This is a genomic window from Rhodococcus sp. NPDC004095 (assembly GCF_053604015.1).
Genome location: NZ_JBSGGS010000007.1, coordinates 174,764 through 192,550, shown reverse-complemented (window position 1 = coordinate 192,550; position 17,787 = coordinate 174,764). Strand labels below are relative to the sequence as shown.

Here is a 17,787-nt window from a genome sequence, read left to right as displayed (position 1 = left end):
CCGCTATCCGTCTGCCCCACAGGAGTTTCACCTCAATGAACCGATATTCGATCCCGATCGTCCGCACCGAGCCGCAGATCGCTCCCGCGGTCAACCTCTGCGACCAGCAGACCCCGTTCGCGCGGCCGACACCGATCCGCCCGCCCGCCGGGGCACCGAACGTCCTGCTGATCATGCTCGACGACGTCGGATTCGGCGCGTCGTCCGCGTTCGGCGGACCGTGCCGCACCCCAACCGCGGAGCGGCTCGCCGAGGACGGCGTCAAGTACACCCGTTTCCACACCACCGCACTGTGCTCCCCGACCCGCGCCGCGACGCTGACCGGGCGCAACCACCACAGTGTCGGGATGGGCGTCATTTCGGAAATGGCCGGTGCTGCAACGGGATACAACGGAACCCGTCCGGACTCCGCCGCCACGGTCGCTCGGGTGCTGCAGGGCAACGGCTACGCGACCGGCGCGTTCGGCAAGATGCACCAGACCCCCGCGTGGGAGGTCACCGAGGCCGGGCCGTTCGACCGCTGGCCGGGCCGTGAGGGCTTCGACAAGTTCTACGGCTTCCTCGGTGCCGAGGCCGACCAGTTCACCCCCGTCCTGTACGAGGACTTCAAGGTCGTGGACCTGCCCCGGACCCCCGAGGAGGGGTACCACCTCAGCGAGGACCTCGTCGACCACGCGCTGCAGTGGATCGAGGGGGTGCACACGATGGATCCGGACAAGCCGTGGTTCTGCTACCTGCCGTTCGGGGCCTGCCACGCCCCGCTCCAGGTGCCCGAGCGCTACCTCGACAAATACCGCGGCGAGTTCGACCACGGCTGGGATCGTCAGCGCGAGATCACCCTCGAACGCCAGAAGGCGCTGGGCGTGGTGGCTCCCGACACTGTGCTGGCGCCCTGGACGGGCGATCTGCCGCACTGGGATTCGCTGAGCGACGACCAGAAGAAGGTCTCCGCGCGCCTGATGGAGCTGTACGCGGCGTTCCTCGAGCACACCGACGACGAGGTCGGTCGCCTGACCGATCACCTGCGCGAACTCGGCATGCTGGAGAACACCCTCGTCATCTACATGCTCGGCGACAACGGGGCATCGGCCGAGGGCGGAATCGAAGGGTCGTTCAACTACCTCGCCAACCTCAACGGTTACCGCACCACCACCGAAGAGGTACTCGAGCGGTTCGACGAGCTCGGCACCCCGACGAGCTACCCGCACTACCCCGCCGCGTGGGCGCAGGCCCTCGACACCCCCTACCAGTGGGCCAAACAGGTGGCCTCGCACTACGGCGGCACCCGCAACGGCCTGGTCGTGCACTGGCCGGCCGGCATCACCGAGACCGGCGGTGTCCGCAACCAGTGGCACCACTGCGTCGACATCACCCCCACCATCCTGGAGGCGGTGGGCGTCCCGGCCCCGCACACGGTCGACGGCGTCGCGCAGAAGCCGTTGGAGGGGGTCGCGATGAACTACTCGTTCAACGACCCCAGCGCCGAAGAGCGGCACACCACACAGTATTTCGAGATCTTCGGCAACCGCGGAATCTACGATCACGGCTGGACCGCGGTGACCGTGCATCGGGCACCCTGGCTGATGGCGACCCACGGACTGGAACTCCCGAGCATGGACGACGATCGCTGGGAGCTGTACGACACCACCACCGACTGGTCCCAGGCGCGAGATCTCGCGCAGGAGTATCCGGAGAAGCTCGAACAGCTCAAGCGGAAGTTCCTCGTGGAAGCCGCCAGATACCAGGTGCTTCCACTCGACAACCGCACGGTCGGCCGGAACACCACCCCGGAGTCCCGGCCTCCACACCCTTTGCGGGGCAGGCACGGCATCACGCTGTACCCGCACATGAACGGGCTGGTGGAGAAGGCTGCGCCGTCGTTCTTCAACCGTTCGTACACGGTCACTGCCTCGCTCGGCACGGCCGGGCAGCCTTGTGAGGGAATGCTGATCGGAATCGGCGGCAGATTCGGTGGTTTCGCCCTGTACGTACTCGATTCACGTCCGGTCTTCTGCTACAACTTCAGCGGCGGTGGACGGACCTACGTTCGTGGCACCGATCCGCTCACCTCATCCGCCCAGGAGGTGTCCGTCGAGTTCGTCTACGACGGCGGCGGCACCGGCAAGGGCGGCACCGCGATTCTGTCCGTGAACGGCATCGAGGTGGCGCGGGAACGGATCGAACAGACCACGCGCGCGATGTTCAGCATGAACGAGCAACTCGATGTCGGGGTCAACCGTGGCAGCCCGGTGTCCGAGGAGTTCGCCGATCGCGGCCGGTTCGCGTTCACGGGCCGGCTCCACCACGTGCGGGTCGACCTTCCGCAGGCGGAGCACGGGGTGAGCGAGAGCGAACGCCGTCGGATCGCCCTCGCGACCCACTGACGGCCGCGGCCGCCCGGTCCCCGGGGTCCACAGCGACTCCGCGACCGGGCGGCCGGACTGCGCCCGGCGGGCGACCGTCCTATATTCGACGAGTGTTCTCAGCGCGGGCGCCGATCGTCGACGTCGACAAGCTGACCCGCCGATTCGGTCCGCGGCGGGGCATCACCGATGTCTGCTTCACCATCGCGCCCGGCGAGGTGTTCGGCTTCCTCGGACCCAACGGCGCGGGCAAGTCCACCACCATCCGGCTCCTGCTCGGTCTGTACCGCCCGACGTCCGGCCGGATGCGGCTGTTCGGCCTGGACCCGACCCGCGAGGGCGTCCGGATCAACCGCCGCGTCGGATACCTACCCGGTGAACTCGCGCTGTACCCCAAGCTGACCGGGGCACAGCACCTGGATCGGCACGCACGCATCCGGGGCCTCACCGACCGCACCTATCTCGACGAACTCGTGCGACGGTTCGGCGCCGAACTCGACCAGCCGATCCGCACGCTGTCCAAGGGCAACCGTCAGAAGATCGGGCTGGTGCTCGCCTTCATGCACCGCCCCGAGCTGCTCGTGCTCGACGAGCCGACGTCGGGGCTGGATCCGTTGATGCAGGACGAGTTCGCGCGGCTGATCCGCGAAACCGTCGACGACGGCCGCACGGTGCTGCTGTCCTCGCACGACCTCGAGGAGGTGCAGCGGCTGGCGCACCGGCTCTCGATCATCAAGGAGGGCCGGATCGTCGTCACCGACAGCGTCGACGGCCTGCGCCGCAGCGCCCCGCGCACCGTCGAGTTCCGGTTCGACCGCGCCGTCACCGCCGCCGACTTCGCCCACCTCGACGGGGTCGAGGTGCGCACATGCGCGGACGGCCGGGTGACGCTGTCTGTGACCGGGCCTGTCGCCGGCCTGTTGTCCCGCGCCGGGAGCCTGGGCGCGGTGGACGTCTCGGCCCGCCGCGCCGATCTCGACGAGCTGTTCCTGCGCTTCTACCGCGACGAGTCGCAGGGGGAGCAGACGGGAGTCCCCGATGCGCACTGAGACCCCGGCGACCGGCGCACTGCAGGTGGCGGGTATCGACCTGCTGCTTCGCCGTCGATCGATGATCTGGTTCGCGGTCGGGATGGGCATCTACGCCCTCGTCGTCATTGCGCTGTACCCGACGTTCAAGGACGACACCGGGCTCGACGACTTCGCCTCGAGCAGCGAGACCATGGCCGCACTGTTCGGGATCAGTGGCTCCCTCACCTCGCCGGTCGGGTGGTTGAACGCGAACATCTACGGCAACTTCCTGCCGCTGGTCGTGCTGCTGGTGACCATCGGCTACGGCGCCTCCAGCCTGGCCGGACAGGACGAGGACGGCACCCTTGGCCTGGTCGTGGCAGCACCGCTGGCCCGGCGCGACATCGCCGCCGCGAAGTTCCTCGCGATGACGCTCCTGGCGATCCCGGTGTGCGTGGTCACCGCGCTGTGTGTCGTGATCGGTCAGGGTTTCGAGCTGACCGTCGACTACGGCGCACTCGCCGGGACCACCATGGGGGTGATCCTGCTCGGCGTGGTGTTCGGCGGGCTGGCGATGGCCCTGGGCGCCGCGACCGGCAGCCGGGGAGCCGCCGTGGGAATCACATCAGCGGTGGCGGCCGCCGCCTACCTGCTCAATTCTCTTGCTCCCGTGGTGCACTGGCTGCACCCTGCCCGGTTCGCGTCACCGTTCTTCTACGCGATCGGCGACAACCAACTCGAGGACGGTCTGCCCCTCGCGTGGGCCGGCGTGCTCCTCGGGCTCGCGGCGCTGACGCTCCTCGCGACCCTCGCGGCATTCGCCCGGCTCGACGTCGACTAGGCCGTTCATCGGATCCGGAGTCGCCGCGGCCGGCCGCCGGGTGGCGCACGGCACGGCCATGCGCCGGCGACTGCGCGCCATTCTCGGCGGATCGCTCTAGTCTGTACGAACTTTCAACGAAGGAGAGAAGTCTTGAGCGACTACGAAGTGAAGATGATCGTGCTGTCCACCGACGATCTCGACGAGTCCATCGGGTTCTACAGCGACACCCTGGGCATGGCGTTGAAGTTCCGCGACGGTGCCCATTTCGCCGCACTCGACGGCGGCGGTGTGACCCTCGCGCTCGCGACCGCGGTCGATCATCCGATCCACGGCCAGGTGGTCGTCGGCATCAAGACCGCGGACGTCGACGCCGCCGCGAAGGCGATCGAGGAGGCCGGTGGCGGCATCGTGAAGGGCCCGTACGACGACGCGCACGAGCGCCGCGCGGTGGTCTACGACAACAAGGGCAACGGGCTGGTGTTCTACAGCCCGCTCAAGCGCTGACACACAGGGCCCGGAAACCCAGCGGCCCGGGTCGACTCCGTGCGGGAATCGACCCGGGCCGCTGCGCACGAACGGGTGACTACTTCCCCGCCGCGCCCGTCGTGAACGGCAGGACGAGCCGCGACGGGTGGGCGGCGTCCCGGTAGATCTTGTGGGTGACGGGGCGACCGACCGGCAGGTGGAAGGCGTCCGGCGGCAGCAGCGCGTTGTGTTCGTCGGCGAGGGGTTCGTTGTTGGACAGCTCCGCCACCAGTTTGTGGCCGGGCCGGAAGGCGTTCGCGAACGGGTACAGACGCAGCACGTACTCCTCGATCACACCCGGCTCGACCGGCACCGCGCGGGTGTGCGGGTGGTACGGGTCGCCCTCGGTGGTGCGCTCGTCGAGCTCACGGTGCGAGGCCTTCAGGTAGCCGGTGGTGATGAGCTGGCGCTTGCCATTCGGCGCGTAGTCCCACAGGCGCAGAATGAAATTCGTGTCGGGCTGGTCGATCTCGGCGAAGATGTGGGCCGCACCGGTGCCGATCATCTCGGTGGGTTCCTCGAAGACGGGTGTCTCCCACTCGAGGATCTCGACCTTGTCGGTGACGGTCAGCGGGGCCTGGTAGAACCCGTCCGGAGCGGCGTACTGCGCGCCCATCGGTTCCGGATCCGTGGAGAGCTTGCCCCGTGGGCGCAGGTACAGCGACCGGTGTTCGACGTCCTTCGGCGGCCACTGGTCGGCGGCGATCTTCTCGCGGGAGCCCTCGACGAACACGCTCACCGCGGGCTCGTCCATGATCCCGTTGTCGATGCCCTTGAGCCAGTGGTCGTACCACCGGAACATCTTGTCGTGCTCCTCGATGAAGGGGCGTGACTGCATTGGCGGGTACGGACCGATGTCGAGCTTCTTGGGCCCCTTCAGGGTGTGGAACAGCTCGATGGTGCCGTCCATCGTCCAGCCACGCCCCTGGTCGATCTGCAGGTAGACGGGGATGTCGATGTTCCGCGCGAGATTGACGGGGTTGCGTTCCTCGTACCACTCGCCGTCGACCTCGTTGGTAACGATGTCGAACCAGGCCTCGTGGTTCTTCGGGTAGTTCAGGACGTGCGCGAGGTTCGGCCAGGCCGCGACGTCGGGGTCGGCGAGGCGCTCGGCGACGCGCTTGGCGATCTCGTCTTCCGAGTAGGTCTCGAGCATGCGGGACTTGACCCGATCGGTGAACGCCCACCCCGAGTCACCGCCACGGCCTTCGCGGGCCGCGCGCGGCATGAACCACATGATGCCGCCGTGATAGGTGGTCTCGTAGAAGTCGTAGTGCCCGCCGGAGACGAAGATCGCCTTGAGATGCGGCGGACGTTCGGCGGCGGCGAGGATCTGCATCGACCCGAAGTAGGAGATGCCGATCATGCCGACGTTGCCGTCGCACCACGGCTGCGCCGCAACCCATTCGATGAAGTCGTACGCGTCCTGCCCGAGCGAAACACCACCGGCGTTGTAGTTGCCGATGTGCTCGCCCTCGGAGGCTCCGGAGCCACGGAGGTCACCGATGACGTGAACGTACCCCTCCTCCACCACCCGGGCGATGTCGCCGGCCTCGATGCAACCGTCCCACATCGGGCTCGGCCGTCGCTGCGGCGGCGTCGTGAGCGCGAGTGCCTGCAGTTCCTTGCCGTAGGGGCTCAGCGCAACCAGGGCGGGCCGCGGTGCGTCGCCCTCGCGGGCGTAGGTGTCGGCGGCGAGTTCGACGCCGTCCCGCATCGGAATCCGGAGGTTCTTGCGGATGTGGATGGTCTGTCCACCCGCATCGAAGGTGTCGACCTCAGCCATGGGTGTGCGGCTCCTGTCGTGTCGAAGGGTCGTGCTGGGTTCGGTAGCCGTGCAGCGTCGTGAAGAACGGGGACGGTTCGAGCGTCGGATCGTTCTCGTAGCCGAGGTCGTCGGCGACCGAGGCGAACGGCGAGTACGGCGAGTCGGTGTCGGGCAGTCCGCTGCACAGGCAGTGGTGCGCCGCGGCGGCGACCCTCGTTTCGACGTCGACGCTCTCGGCGAGCGCCTCGGCGGCCTGGGCGGCGTCGAGTTCGACGCCGTAGGCGACACCGTCGGTGCGCCGGTACGGGTGCCCGAGATACAGGTGCTGGGGGCGGATCTCGTCACGCAGGTACCGCAGGCTCGACCGGTAGCCGTCGGGATCCTCGTAGCCGGGGAATCCGTTGGCCGCTCCGTGCACCTGGACGGCGTCGCCGACGAACACCGAGTTCTGGCCCTCCACCACGTAGGCGACCGATCCCGCGGTGTGGCCGGGGATCGAGTGCACGGAAACGGTGACGTCGCCGCCGAGCGAGAGGGTTTCGCCTCCGCGCACCAGCACGGTCGGTTCCATCTCACCGGAGATGACCGCGTGCGTCGCCGCGGTGACCTTCGCGGCGCCCTCGGCGTCGTTCAGGTACGTGCCGCGTGCCCCCAGGTACTCGTCGACGTGCGCCTGCCGCGAGCGCAGCAGGTGGGCGTCGGCCTCGTGGATCACGACCTGCGCCTTCCGCCCCGTGGCCTCCCACAGCGAGTACGCCCCGCCGATGTGGTCGATGTGCCCGTGGGTCAACAGGATCCAGCGCACATCCTCGATCCGGCGGCCGAGCGCCTCGAGCGCGGGCGCCATGCCTTCGGCGGGCGACGACGCGATGCCGGTGTCGACGATCGCCGGCTCCGGGGCATCGATGAAGAAGGTGTAGAGACCGAACCGGCCCCACGGCGAGACGATGGGGTGGATCTTCACCTCGCTCGCCACGTCACTCCCCCTGTCGCGTCAGGAACTCGGCGGTCTCCTCGAAGACGCGGTGGAACTCGGGGATCCACGAGAAGTTCTGCACGAAGCCGTGATTGGAGCCTGCGTAGCGGCGGACCGTGACGTCGACTCCGGCCTCCGTCAGCCGCGCGCCGTAGAGTTCTCCTTCGTCGCGCATGGGGTCGAACTCCGCGGTGACGATCAGCGCCGGCGGCAGCCCGGTGAGGTCCGCGCGCTTGATCGGCGAGACCCGCGGGTCGGCGGGGTCGGCACCGCTGTCGAAGTAGAAGGAGTTGAAGCCCTTGAGGCCGGCGGTCTCGACACCGTAGCCTTCGGCGTTCTCCCGCAGGGATGCGTAGCGGTCGACGTCGAAGTCCAGATCGAGCGACGGGTAGTACAGGATCTGATGGGTGATGCGGTCGAAACCCTCGTCGTGCGCCGCCGCCGCCACGGCGGCGACGAACGTGCCGCCCGAGCTGTCGCCGGCCAGCGCGAGGGTCTCACCGTTCCACTGCAGCGTGTCGCCGTTGTCGGCGGCCCACCGCACCACTGCGAGGCAGTCGTCGAGTCCCGCGGGGAATGCGGCCTCGGGGGCGCGGCGGTAGCCGACGGAGACGACCTTCAGTCCCGTTTCCTTCGCCAGGTTCCGGGCGACATGGTCGTGCGTGTCGAGACTGCCGAGGAAGAACGCGCCGCCGTGGAAATACACGAGCAGTCCGTAGGAGGCGGCGTCGACCGGGGTGTAGATCCGGACGGGCACGTCGCCGGCGGTGGTGTCCTCGACGGCGTGCAGGGGCAGGCGGTCCTCGACGGGAGGAACCTGCGATTCCTCGCCGGCGCGCATGGCCGCCGGGTCGAGCGGGCCGTCCGGCGGTGCGGGCAGCGTCGCGAGGATCTCGGCGATCTGGGGGTGCAACGGCATGGCGCGCTCTCCTTACTTCGCGGCGGGCTGCTGGGCGGCGGGCTTCTGGCCCGGGAACACGTCGTTGACCTCGTCCTCGGTCCAGCCCTGGCGGGAGATGCGCTGGAGTTCGTCGGTCACCGGCTTGCGGGCGGCCTGGTAGGCCGCGAGTGCCTCCTTGACGGAGGCCTCGTCGCGCAGAGCATCGGCAAGCGCACCAGCGTCGAGGATCGCGGAGTTCGCGCCCTGACCCTGGTGATGCAGCATCGAGTGGGCGGCGTCGCCGACGAGGACGACCGAGTCCGAGTGCCACGTCTCGACCGGGTCGATGTCGTAGACGGCGCGCACATTGACGGTGTCCATGTCGAGATCGCGGGCGATCTGCACGATCCGCTCGTCGAAGCCGTCGAGCGTGGCGAGGAGGTCTTCCTTGGTGGCCTCCGGCGACCAGGTGCTGTCCGCACAGAGCGCGGTGACGTCGAAGGACACATCGTTGCGATGACGCAGCGGCAGGAAATACACCTTGGTGCCCTTGCCGATGTACATGCGCAGGTTGTCGTCGGTGGCCATGCCCTGTGCCGCGTCGGCGGAGATCACGGCGCGGTAGGCGTGCTCACCGGAGAACACGGGCCCCTGGTCGCGGAACAGTTCCTTGCGCACAACGGACTTGATGCCGTCGGCGCCGACGACGAGGTCGGCTTCGATGGTGGTGCCGTTGGTGAACGTGACGACGGACTTGTCGCCGCGGTCCTCGATGGTCTCGAGCTTGTGACCGAGCTTGACCATGCCCTCGGGGAGGACGCCCACGAGCGCGTCGATGAAGTCGCCGCGGTGGATGAGGTGGGTGTGGGTCCTCACCTCGTAGTCGTCCATGCCGGGCCAGCTGTCCTTCATGATGGGTTCACCTGTGGCGGTGAGGATCTCGAAGTAGTCGCTGGGCGAGCTGACCTTCGCGACGGCGTCGAAGATCCCCCACTCGCGGAAGCGCTGCATGCTCGACGGGCGCAGGCCGATGCCTGCTCCGACCTCGTGGATCTCGGTGGCCTGTTCGTACACGGTGACGTCGGCGCCGAGCAGGCTCAGCGCCTTGGCCGATGCTGCGCCGGCGTATCCCGCGCCGATGATGGCGATGGTCAGGTTCTTCAGATCGGATGACTGCATGGTCTTTGTCTCTCTGGAGGGGCGCGTCGTTGCGCCGGAAGATCCGGGGTGGCCTCAGGCCTGGATGGTGAGGAAGTCGGCAGGGTTCTCGACGAAGAGCTTGGTGATGGTGGCCTCGTCCAGTCCGGCCCGGCGCAGGTCGGGAATGAGGTCCTCGAACAGGTAGTTCACCGTGTGGCCGTTGACGCCCGGCCAGCCGAGGGGGCTGCAGTTGGCATCGACACCGGCGAGCACCCGGTCCAGGTGGCCCGCCTCGAGGAACCCGAGGAAGTGGTCCAGGCGCTCCTTGCGGGGGCGGGCCCAGAACGGCGGGTCCTCGAGTTCGGTCTCGTAGCCGAAGGTGTCGAAGCCGACCCGGCCGCCCTGCTCGGCGATCCAGCGGTCACGGGTCTGCGACGCGTTCACGCCGTCATCGGCGTGCCCGAACAGCACGCGGTCCAGCGGGAGGCCTTCCTCGGTGAAGATGGCGATGGCGTTCTCGGCGTCGATCGCCAGGTGGGTGAGGATCGGCACGCCGGTGTGCAGCGCGGCGCGGGCGGCGGCGCGGTAGATGCGCTTGTCCAGTTCGGTCATCTTGCCGCCGCGGCTGACTCCGACCTTGATGACGCCGGCACGGCTGCCGGTGTCCCCGATGCCGACGGTGATCTCGTGAACGAACTGCTGCGTCAGGTACTCCACGCTCGCGCGCTCGAAGAACGGCAGCGCGGTGTCGCCGCCGACGAATCCCGTGCAGGCGACGATGTGGACCCCGGTCTTGGCGGACAACGACTTGTAGTAGTCGATGTCGCGACCGTTGCAGATGCCGGTGACGTCGACGAAGGTCCCGCCGCCGTACTCGTGGAACTTGCGCAGCTTCGGGACGGTCTCGGAGTACCGCTCCTCCGGGGTCTTCCACCACCTCGTGTCCAGTTCGGACCCGGGCATGCCGTACCCGATGTGCTCGTGGATGGCGACGATGCCCAACTCCTCGGTCGGGATCGGTCCCAGGACGGTGTTCACTCTCGACACAACAACTCCCCTTCGGGAAAGAAAACTTCGGTGGTCAGGTCCGGTGTCAGCGCACGGGTGGTGCCGGGCGGGTCGACTGCACCGTCAGCAGCTCGCGCGGGTTGGCCACGAGGATGCGCTGGACGTCCTCGTCGCTCAGGCCCTGGGCCGCGAGGAGCGGTACGAACGCCGACAGGACGTGGCTGAACGGAACGTCGCGCGCGGGCTGCCCCTTCGCGACACCGATCGCGTTGCTCGAGAGCAGGATTCGGTTGCCGTGGCCGGCCTCTACGAGTTCGCGCACCACGGCTGCCCGCTCGTCGTCCGAGACGAAGGTGTCGCCCTCGGTCCCCACGTTGTCGATCGCGACGAAGGCGCCGAGGCGAGCGATCTCGAGCGGCGCGCCGGCGGCGACCGCGTCCTTGCGGTCGAGGCCGCCGACGACGACCCGGTCGGCAGGCAGCTTCTCGTCGAGGACGACCCCGAGGTCGGCCGTCGCGTCGGAGCCGTAGCGGATCGACGCGGCGACACCGGTGCTGCGCGCTGCGCGGGCGGCGCCGCGGAACAGGCTCTCCTCGGTGGCGGTCATACCGTCGTGGTTCGCGGCGATGACGACGATGCCCGCGGCGCCGCGACGCTCCACCCGGGGCACCACCATGCCCTCGGTGACCTCCTTGGCGAACAGGTCGGCGAACTTCTCCGCCGGCCACGGCGTCGGCGGATTGGTCTGCGGCGTCAGGAAATAGCCGCCGAGCAGGTTCTCCGGACCCATGCCCGTCGACGCGATGATGTGCACACCGGTCGAGCGGGAGAGCGCCTCGTACAGCTTCACATCGCGGCCGTGGAACATGCCGGTGCTGTCGACGATCGTCCGGCCGCCGTGGTTCCGGAAGTCGGTGAGCTTCGCCTTCAACGTCTCGAAGATCTCGGCGCGGTCGAAGGTGATGTCGAATGCGTGCTCCGCGCCGGGCATCACCGACAGCACCGCCTCGTGAATCGAGACGACACCCAGGTCGGCGGCGGAAACGGGGCCGAGGACCGTGCGGACGGTGCGTCCCTCGGCGGAGGTCTGGGTGCCCATCATCGGCACTTCCTTTCGTCGGCGTCGTGCCGGCACGACGTGGTCCAACTCACGGTAGATTTAGGATTACAGAGTGTCAAGTAACATTTCATTGCGATGTGTGGAGTTGCAAAATGCCACGTCAGTGCACTGAAGCTAGAATCTGGGTCCATGTCACTTCGCGCCGCGCAGAAGCAGATGACCTACGAGCTCTTCCTCGCCAAGGGGCTCGAGCTGTTCGACACCAAGGGCTACGCGGCGACGACGATCGACGACATCGCCACCGCGGCGGGCTCCACCCGAACCACCTTCTACCTGCACTTCTCGTCCAAGGCCGACGTGATGAGCGCGTTGCTGACCAAGGTCGACGGGATTCTCACCGCCGCGGACAAGCCGCCGCTGACCGAGCTGGTCGCCTCGGGTTCGCGCAGTGAGATCCGCGCGTGGCTGGACCGCAAGTTCTCCCAGTGGGACGAGATCAAGCCCTACCTCACCGCGTCCTACCAGGCCTTCACCGAGCCGGCCGTGGCGGCCAAGACCGAGCAGTGGTTCGAGGACGCCGTCGGCGAGATGATCGAAGGACTCAACAGGGCGGATCGTGTGGCGCCCGATCGTCGTCGGATCCGCTGCGTGCTCGCCTTCGGCCAGCTCGAACACCTCTCGCGCCGGTACTTCTCCGTCGGCTGGCTCACCCCCCGCGAGATCTGCCTCGACGAGATCACCGAATCGTGGTGCTACCTTCTCGAGGCGGCGAGCTGAGCACCGCTCGGCGGACGGGCACTTCCCCGACCACGTCGGCGACCTCGTGCGCGGCATCCGTGCCCGGATCGGCGGCGACAGCGGATTCCGGGCGACTGCCGACCAGACCGAACAGTGTCAGCGCGGCGGACGCCGCGGCGCACAGGGCACACACCAGGAAGGCCAGGGCGTAGCCGCTGCCGAGCGAGGTGAGCGCCAGATCGTGGATCGCCGCCGGCATCCGCACCATCGGGTTGTCGGGACCGGGGGCCCGAGTCGGATCGGTCGGCACCGGGATCACCGGCATCGAGTTGAGCGCCATCGCGCCGCCCTGGTCGCCGATCCCCATGACCGCGCCGGCATGGGCCTCACCGAGCCCGGACTCCCCCACGGCCGCATCGAGCCCGTCGCGGACCTTGCCGCCGGCGACACTGTTGGCCACCGCGGCGACCAGGACCGGCCCCAGCGCGAAACCGAAGTCGCGCAAGAGGTTCGTCGTGGCACTGGCCATACCGGCCAGGTGCAGGGGAACCGTGGTGATGGCCACCGCGGTGATCGAGGCGACCGTGAACGCGAAGCCGACACCGAGCAGCAGCATCGGGAGCAGGAAGTCCGTCCACTCCGACGTGTGGACGTCGAAACGCGAGCACACGAATCCGGAGGCGGCGATCAGACCGAAGCCCGCGGTCAGCACCCACCGGGGTGAGACCCGGTGGATCAGCCGGGACACGACCGGCACCAGCAGGAACGCCGGACCCTGGATGACCAGGAACAGGACGCCGATCTTCAGCGGCGACACGTGCTGGACCGCTCCGAGCCAGATGCTCATCGAGAAGCAGGTGCCGAGGAATGCGAACATGCCGACGACGGCAGTGATGCCCGAGATCGCAAAGGCCCTGTTGGCGAACAGGTTCAGGTGCAGCAGCGGAACCTCGGTCCGCAGTTCGATGACAACGAACGCGATCAGGCAGGCGACGCCGAGGAGGAAGCCCGCCACGATCGCGGTCTCCCCCCATCCGACCTCCGACCCCTGGGTCAGCGCCCAGAGCACCGCGACGAGACCGACGGCCAAGGTGAGCTGCCCGGGCACGTCGAGCCGGCGCCCCTCCGGCGCGGACGAGTCCTGAGCACCCGTCGAGACGACGAACGAGAGCAGTGCCGCAGCGATCACGACACCGAATGCCCAGCGCCAGTTGGCATATTCGGCAATCAGCGCGGCCATCATCGGCGAGACTGCCGCGCCGAGCGACAAGAAGCCCGCCCACAGCGCGATCGCCCGGGCGCGAGCCTGGGCGTCGGGTGCAACGGCGGCGATCATCGTCAGCGAAATCGGATACAGGGCACCGGCGCCGACGCCTGCCACGGCCTGACCCACCCACATCACCTGCACCGTGTCGGCGACCACGCACAGCGCCGCGCCGGCGACGATCAGCAGCGCCCCTCCGAGGAGCAGGCGCTTGCGCCCGAACATGTCGCCGAGGACTCCGAAGGTCAGCTCGAAGACAACCATCGTCGTCGCGAAGGCGGCGCTGATCCAGGTCAGTTCCGCGCCGGAGATGCTGAAGTGCTGCTGGAACGTGCCGTTCAGCGCTCCGGGCAGCGAGTACGCCACCTGCGCCACCATGACGGCGAGGCATGCGGCGACGAGGGTCGCCCGGTATCCGGACGGCCGCACGGACGTCTCACTCATCGATTGCTCCTTGGTCGAATGTCCTGGCCGTCGACCCGACAGCCGGAAGCGTTCTGTGACCCCCATCACGAACTGAGTGAGCAATCTGTCACATCGCACAACAGAGCGTCAAGTATTTGAACAGAGCATCAACCCAAGGCGGGTGGCCGAAGCGGGAGGCGGGCCTTCACACGCGGGAGGCCGGACCCCGGCGCGCTCCGAGCAGGGTGGCCCGAGGTTCGGTCAGACCTCGTCGAAGGCGGCGACCTCGACCAGGATGCGACGCAACCATCCGACGAATTCGTCGTCGGCGAGGCGCGGGTTCCACACCATGTCGATGTCCAGCGACGGAATCGGCAGCGGGAACTCTTCGATGCGCAGGTCCTCCCGGGTCGCCACCGCCACCCGGTAGGTGTGGATCGCAACGCCGCCGGCCTGCGCCACCAGGTGCGGGATCGTCATGAAGTCGGAGATCAGCTGCCCGATCCGGTACTGCACACCGTGCGCGTCCAGGGCGGCGTAGGGCATCACCCGATGCCGGGCGTCGTAGGTCGCGTGGGGCAGCGTGGTGAGCAGGTCGAGCGCCGTCGCGGCGGGATCGGTGTCGGGATGCGCGATCACGACCCAGCGATTCTCGTAGAGCCGCTCACGCGGATAGGGCGCGGCGAACGCCGTCGGCAGCAGGACGACGTCGACCCCGTCGTCGGTGAAGTCGCTCGGCTGCGGATCGACGAAAGTGCGCAGCCGCAGGGTCGAGTTCGGCGCCCGCTCGGCGATCAAGCGCGCCAGCGCCGGACCGATCACGAACGCGATACTGCTGGTTGTCGACACCGTGATCGTGCGACGGTCACGCGCGGGGTCGAAACCGGCGAAGTTCACCACGCGCGCGGCCTGCCGCAGCACCTCGCGCAGCGGCGCGACCAGCTCGTGGGCGCGGGGAGTCAGGACCAGACCGGTCCCCTGCCGCACGACCAGGTCGTCACCGATCAGCCGGCGCATCCGGCCCAGCGCGTGACTCATCGCCGGCTGCGACATGCCGACCCGCTCGGCGGCGCGGGTGACCGACACCTCCTCGAACAGCGCGAGCATCGGCACCAGCAGGTTCAGGTTGACCGACGCGAGTCGCTCCAGAGCGAGATCACTCGGGCGGTCCCGGGATTCGTTCATCAACCCGGACTGTACGCGCCCGTTCGCCGATGCCCCATCGGTCACACGAGGGCAGCTGCGCCGCTGTGAGCCAAGCGGCGCAGCTTCGGAATCGGGATGCGGTGGTTGACCGCCACCGCGACCCCCGCGCCGTCGTCGTGCGTCCAGTGCATCACCGAAGGTCCGCACGGGCTCTCACCGACGAGAAAACCGGGACCACCGGTCACGGGCAGGTGTCCGACCGCCTTGAGGTTCACCCCGAACTGTTCGGTCCAGAAGTAGGGGTTCAGGTCGAGTTCGGGCGCGTCGTCGCCCGTGAGCAGTGCCGCCGCAGCGACCTTCGCCTGGTCGATCGCGCTGCTCCACAACGGGATCCGGCGCACACCCCACCGGGTCGGGACGGCAGCGACATCACCGGCAGCGACGATGTCGGCGCGCAGACGGCAGCGGGTGTCGGTGACGAGGCGACCGTCCGGACACAGCGCGCCCAGCCACTCGGTGTTGGGGATGTCGCCGACGGCGCTCACGATCAGGTCCGCACCGATCCGGGATCCGTCACCGAGAAGCACGGAGCCCCCGCCGATCCCAGTGGCCACACCGGTGACGACGGTGAGACCACGGTCGAGGGCCGCGGCGGTCAAGGTGTCCGACAGGTACCGGCCCAGATGGGTCAGCATCGGCGGTCCGTCCGCGACGAGCGTGACCCGGCTGCCCGCCGACAGTGCCGCCGATGCGATCTCCATGCCGAGCGGACCGGCGCCGACGACCACGACGGACGGCTGCTGCGCGAGCCGTTCGCGCAGCACGAGCGCGTCGTCGAGAGTGCGCAGCGTCAGCTCGGGGCTGTCGGCTCCGTCGAGCCGCCGCGCGCGAGAACCGGACGCGATGACGAGCCCGTCGTAGCCGAGTTCGGTGCCGTCGTCGAACCTCACGCGACGGATGTCGGGGTCGAGCCCGACCACGGCGACCCCGAGGATCTCGGTGGCCCCGTGGGTGGGCGGCGCCAGTTCGTGGGAGCCGCCGTCGACGAGCAGTGCCTTCGACAGTGCCGGTCGCGAGTACGCCGCGCGCGGTTCGTCGCCGACGACGGTCAGATCGCCGTCGAATCCGTTGGCGCGGAGGCTGTCGCACGCGGTCTGGCCGGCGATGCCGTTGCCGACGACCAGGATGCGGCGTGGTGTGCCGGTGGTGGTCGTCATTGCCGTCCCGTCAGGGCGAGTTCGAGTGCGGCGACGGGGCAGACCCGGACGGCGGCGCCGGCGGCGGCGGCTTCGGGGCTGCCGTCGGTGAGCTCACCGGCGTCGATGACCAGTTCGCCGTCGTCGTCGAGGTGCATCAGGGCGGGAGCGGCTTCTTCACACAGTCCGTGGCCCTCACAGCGGGGCCGGTCGAGGACGATTCTCATGCGGGAACAACCTCCAGGATCTCGAGTTCGTCGATGGAACGGGTGATGTTGCTTGGCAAGCGGATCGGGTCCGCGCAGACGAGTCGCCTGGCGTGGACGGCGAGCGCCGCGATGACCGCGTGCGCTTCGAGCCGGGCCAGGCCCTGTCCCGCGCAGCCGTGCGGGCCGTACCCGAAGGACAGGTGGTCGGCCGGGTTGCGTTCGACGAGGAACTCGTCGGGGTTCGCGTAGTGCCGCGGGTCTCGGTTGCCTGCGCCGAACAGGACCGCGACCTGGGTTCCGGCGGGCACGTCGATGCCCTCGATCTCGACGTCACGGGTGACTTCCCTGCCCCAGGCGTGGACGGGCGCCCAGAAGCGAAGGACCTCGTTGAAGGCCGCCGAGACCAGGGAGGGGTCCCGGCGGACGAGCTCGAACTGATCGGGATGCTTGGCGAACAGCGCCACGACGTTGCCGATCGCGGAGATCGTGGTGTCCACACCGGCACCCAGGTACTGATGGATGATGTGACCGGCGGTGTTCGGCGGGATCGCGCCGCGGGCCTCGGCGTCGAAGATGCCGCGTCCCACCGATCCCGGGGCCAGGTCCTCGGCCCGGACACCGGCACACCAGGCGTAGAGCTCCCCCGCGATCGGGAAGTTCTCGGCGGTGCGCTGGTTCATCGGGCCGATGACCTCCATCGCGGCCTGTCCCCAGCGCAGCATGTTCTCCCGGACCTCGCCGGTGAAGCCGATCAGGTCGGCGACCACTTCCAGCGGAAACGCGCGGGCGAGGGCGTCGATCGCCTCGAAGGAACCCTGCGCGACCAGATTCGCGACCAGAGCGTCGGCCTTGGACTCGATCTGCCCCTTGAGTCCACGCAGGGCCCGCGGGGAGAGGTTCTCGGTGAGGGTCGCCCGCAGCTCGGTGTGGATCGGCGGATCCGAGGCGAGCGAAGTGCCCTGTAGCGCCTCGTTCACCGCCGGATTGAAGCCGATCGTGCGGGACGAGAACGTCGCGGGATCGCCGAGCGCGGCTCGGATCGTGTCGTAGCGGGTCAGGGCATGGACGTTGTTGGCGGGCAGGTGCACGACCGGGCCGAGCTCGCGGATCTGCGCGAACGTCGGGTACGGATCGGTGAGGACATCGTCGGCGAAGAGGTCCACGTCGGAGGTGGGCGGGGGGCTGCTGGTCATGCCTCCAGTGAAGTGACTGCAGTCACATTAATCCAACTCATAGTTTGCATGGATCGGCATTCACCTCGTTCATGGTTCCGGGG

At 68.5% G+C, this 17,787-nt stretch carries 16 protein-coding genes; 5 read left to right on the top strand and 11 right to left on the bottom strand.

Going from position 1 to position 17,787, the window contains the following annotated elements; translation table 11 throughout:
* Positions 1–35: 35 nt before the first annotated feature.
* The 4 genes from ACWEPG_RS15720 to ACWEPG_RS15705 all read left to right on the top strand — a co-directional run bounded on the left by ACWEPG_RS15720 (position 36) and on the right by ACWEPG_RS15705 (position 4,700).
* The gene (locus ACWEPG_RS15720) at positions 36–2,384 is read left to right on the top strand and encodes an arylsulfatase (protein WP_452594749.1); all 2,349 of its coding nucleotides are present in this window, start codon (positions 36–38) and stop codon (positions 2,382–2,384) included.
* Positions 2,385–2,476: 92 nt separating this feature from the next.
* Positions 2,477–3,412: an ABC transporter ATP-binding protein gene (locus ACWEPG_RS15715; protein ID WP_450112280.1), complete on the top strand. Its 936-nt coding sequence runs from the start codon at positions 2,477–2,479 to the stop codon at positions 3,410–3,412.
* The gene (locus ACWEPG_RS15710; RefSeq protein ID WP_450112281.1) at positions 3,402–4,214 is read left to right on the top strand and encodes an ABC transporter permease; all 813 of its coding nucleotides are present in this window, start codon (positions 3,402–3,404) and stop codon (positions 4,212–4,214) included. Before ACWEPG_RS15715 ends, ACWEPG_RS15710 begins: the two co-directional genes overlap by 11 nt.
* A 132-nt stretch (positions 4,215–4,346) precedes the next feature.
* Entirely contained in the window at positions 4,347–4,700 is a 354-nt protein-coding gene (locus ACWEPG_RS15705) for a VOC family protein (protein ID WP_450112282.1), read from the top strand.
* A 79-nt stretch (positions 4,701–4,779) separates the two neighbouring features.
* Here the strand turns inward: ACWEPG_RS15705 and ACWEPG_RS15700 are convergent, their stop codons facing one another.
* From ACWEPG_RS15700 to ACWEPG_RS15675, 6 genes are read right to left on the bottom strand one after another with little or no spacing between them, the layout of a single operon-like run.
* Positions 4,780–6,507: a CocE/NonD family hydrolase gene (locus ACWEPG_RS15700; RefSeq protein ID WP_452594748.1), complete on the bottom strand. Its 1,728-nt coding sequence runs from the start codon at positions 6,505–6,507 to the stop codon at positions 4,780–4,782.
* Positions 6,500–7,465 carry an MBL fold metallo-hydrolase gene (locus tag ACWEPG_RS15695; RefSeq protein ID WP_452594747.1) on the bottom strand — a complete coding sequence of 322 codons (966 nt, stop codon included), beginning with the start codon at positions 7,463–7,465 and terminating at the stop codon, positions 6,500–6,502. Before ACWEPG_RS15695 ends, ACWEPG_RS15700 begins: the two co-directional genes overlap by 8 nt.
* A 1-nt stretch (position 7,466) precedes the next feature.
* Positions 7,467–8,384 carry an alpha/beta hydrolase gene (locus tag ACWEPG_RS15690; protein WP_452594746.1) on the bottom strand — a complete coding sequence of 306 codons (918 nt, stop codon included), beginning with the start codon at positions 8,382–8,384 and terminating at the stop codon, positions 7,467–7,469.
* A gap of 12 nt (positions 8,385–8,396) precedes the next feature.
* Complete coding sequence (locus tag ACWEPG_RS15685; RefSeq protein ID WP_452594745.1) at positions 8,397–9,524, bottom strand: FAD-dependent oxidoreductase; 1,128 nt, start codon at positions 9,522–9,524, stop codon at positions 8,397–8,399.
* A gap of 54 nt (positions 9,525–9,578) precedes the next feature.
* Positions 9,579–10,532: a phosphotriesterase family protein gene (locus ACWEPG_RS15680; protein WP_452594744.1), complete on the bottom strand. Its 954-nt coding sequence runs from the start codon at positions 10,530–10,532 to the stop codon at positions 9,579–9,581.
* Positions 10,533–10,578: 46 nt separating this feature from the next.
* Entirely contained in the window at positions 10,579–11,595 is a 1,017-nt protein-coding gene (locus tag ACWEPG_RS15675) for a phosphotriesterase family protein (protein WP_452594743.1), read from the bottom strand.
* 147 nt (positions 11,596–11,742) lie between these two features.
* Between ACWEPG_RS15675 and ACWEPG_RS15670 the strand changes: the two genes are divergently transcribed.
* Positions 11,743–12,330 carry a TetR/AcrR family transcriptional regulator gene (locus ACWEPG_RS15670; RefSeq protein WP_452594742.1) on the top strand — a complete coding sequence of 196 codons (588 nt, stop codon included), beginning with the start codon at positions 11,743–11,745 and terminating at the stop codon, positions 12,328–12,330.
* Here ACWEPG_RS15670 and ACWEPG_RS15665 read toward each other — a convergent pair.
* The 5 genes from ACWEPG_RS15665 to ACWEPG_RS15645 all read right to left on the bottom strand — a co-directional run bounded on the left by ACWEPG_RS15665 (position 12,290) and on the right by ACWEPG_RS15645 (position 17,704).
* A complete protein-coding gene (locus ACWEPG_RS15665) occupies positions 12,290–13,999 on the bottom strand; it encodes an MFS transporter (RefSeq protein WP_452594741.1) in 1,710 nt (569 codons plus the stop codon). The genes ACWEPG_RS15670 and ACWEPG_RS15665 overlap by 41 nt on opposite strands.
* A gap of 222 nt (positions 14,000–14,221) precedes the next feature.
* On the bottom strand, positions 14,222–15,145 hold the full coding sequence (locus ACWEPG_RS15660; RefSeq protein ID WP_450112291.1) for a LysR family transcriptional regulator: 924 nt from the start codon (positions 15,143–15,145) through the stop codon (positions 14,222–14,224).
* Between the two features lie 41 nt (positions 15,146–15,186).
* Positions 15,187–16,323, bottom strand: a complete 1,137-nt coding sequence (locus tag ACWEPG_RS15655; protein ID WP_452594740.1) for an NAD(P)/FAD-dependent oxidoreductase — start codon at positions 16,321–16,323, stop codon at positions 15,187–15,189.
* Positions 16,320–16,529: a ferredoxin gene (locus ACWEPG_RS15650; RefSeq protein WP_450133178.1), complete on the bottom strand. Its 210-nt coding sequence runs from the start codon at positions 16,527–16,529 to the stop codon at positions 16,320–16,322. Before ACWEPG_RS15650 ends, ACWEPG_RS15655 begins: the two co-directional genes overlap by 4 nt.
* Positions 16,526–17,704, bottom strand: coding sequence for a cytochrome P450 (locus ACWEPG_RS15645; protein WP_450112294.1), 1,179 nt, complete (start codon positions 17,702–17,704; stop codon positions 16,526–16,528). Before ACWEPG_RS15645 ends, ACWEPG_RS15650 begins: the two co-directional genes overlap by 4 nt.
* Between the last annotated feature and the right edge of the window lie 83 nt (positions 17,705–17,787).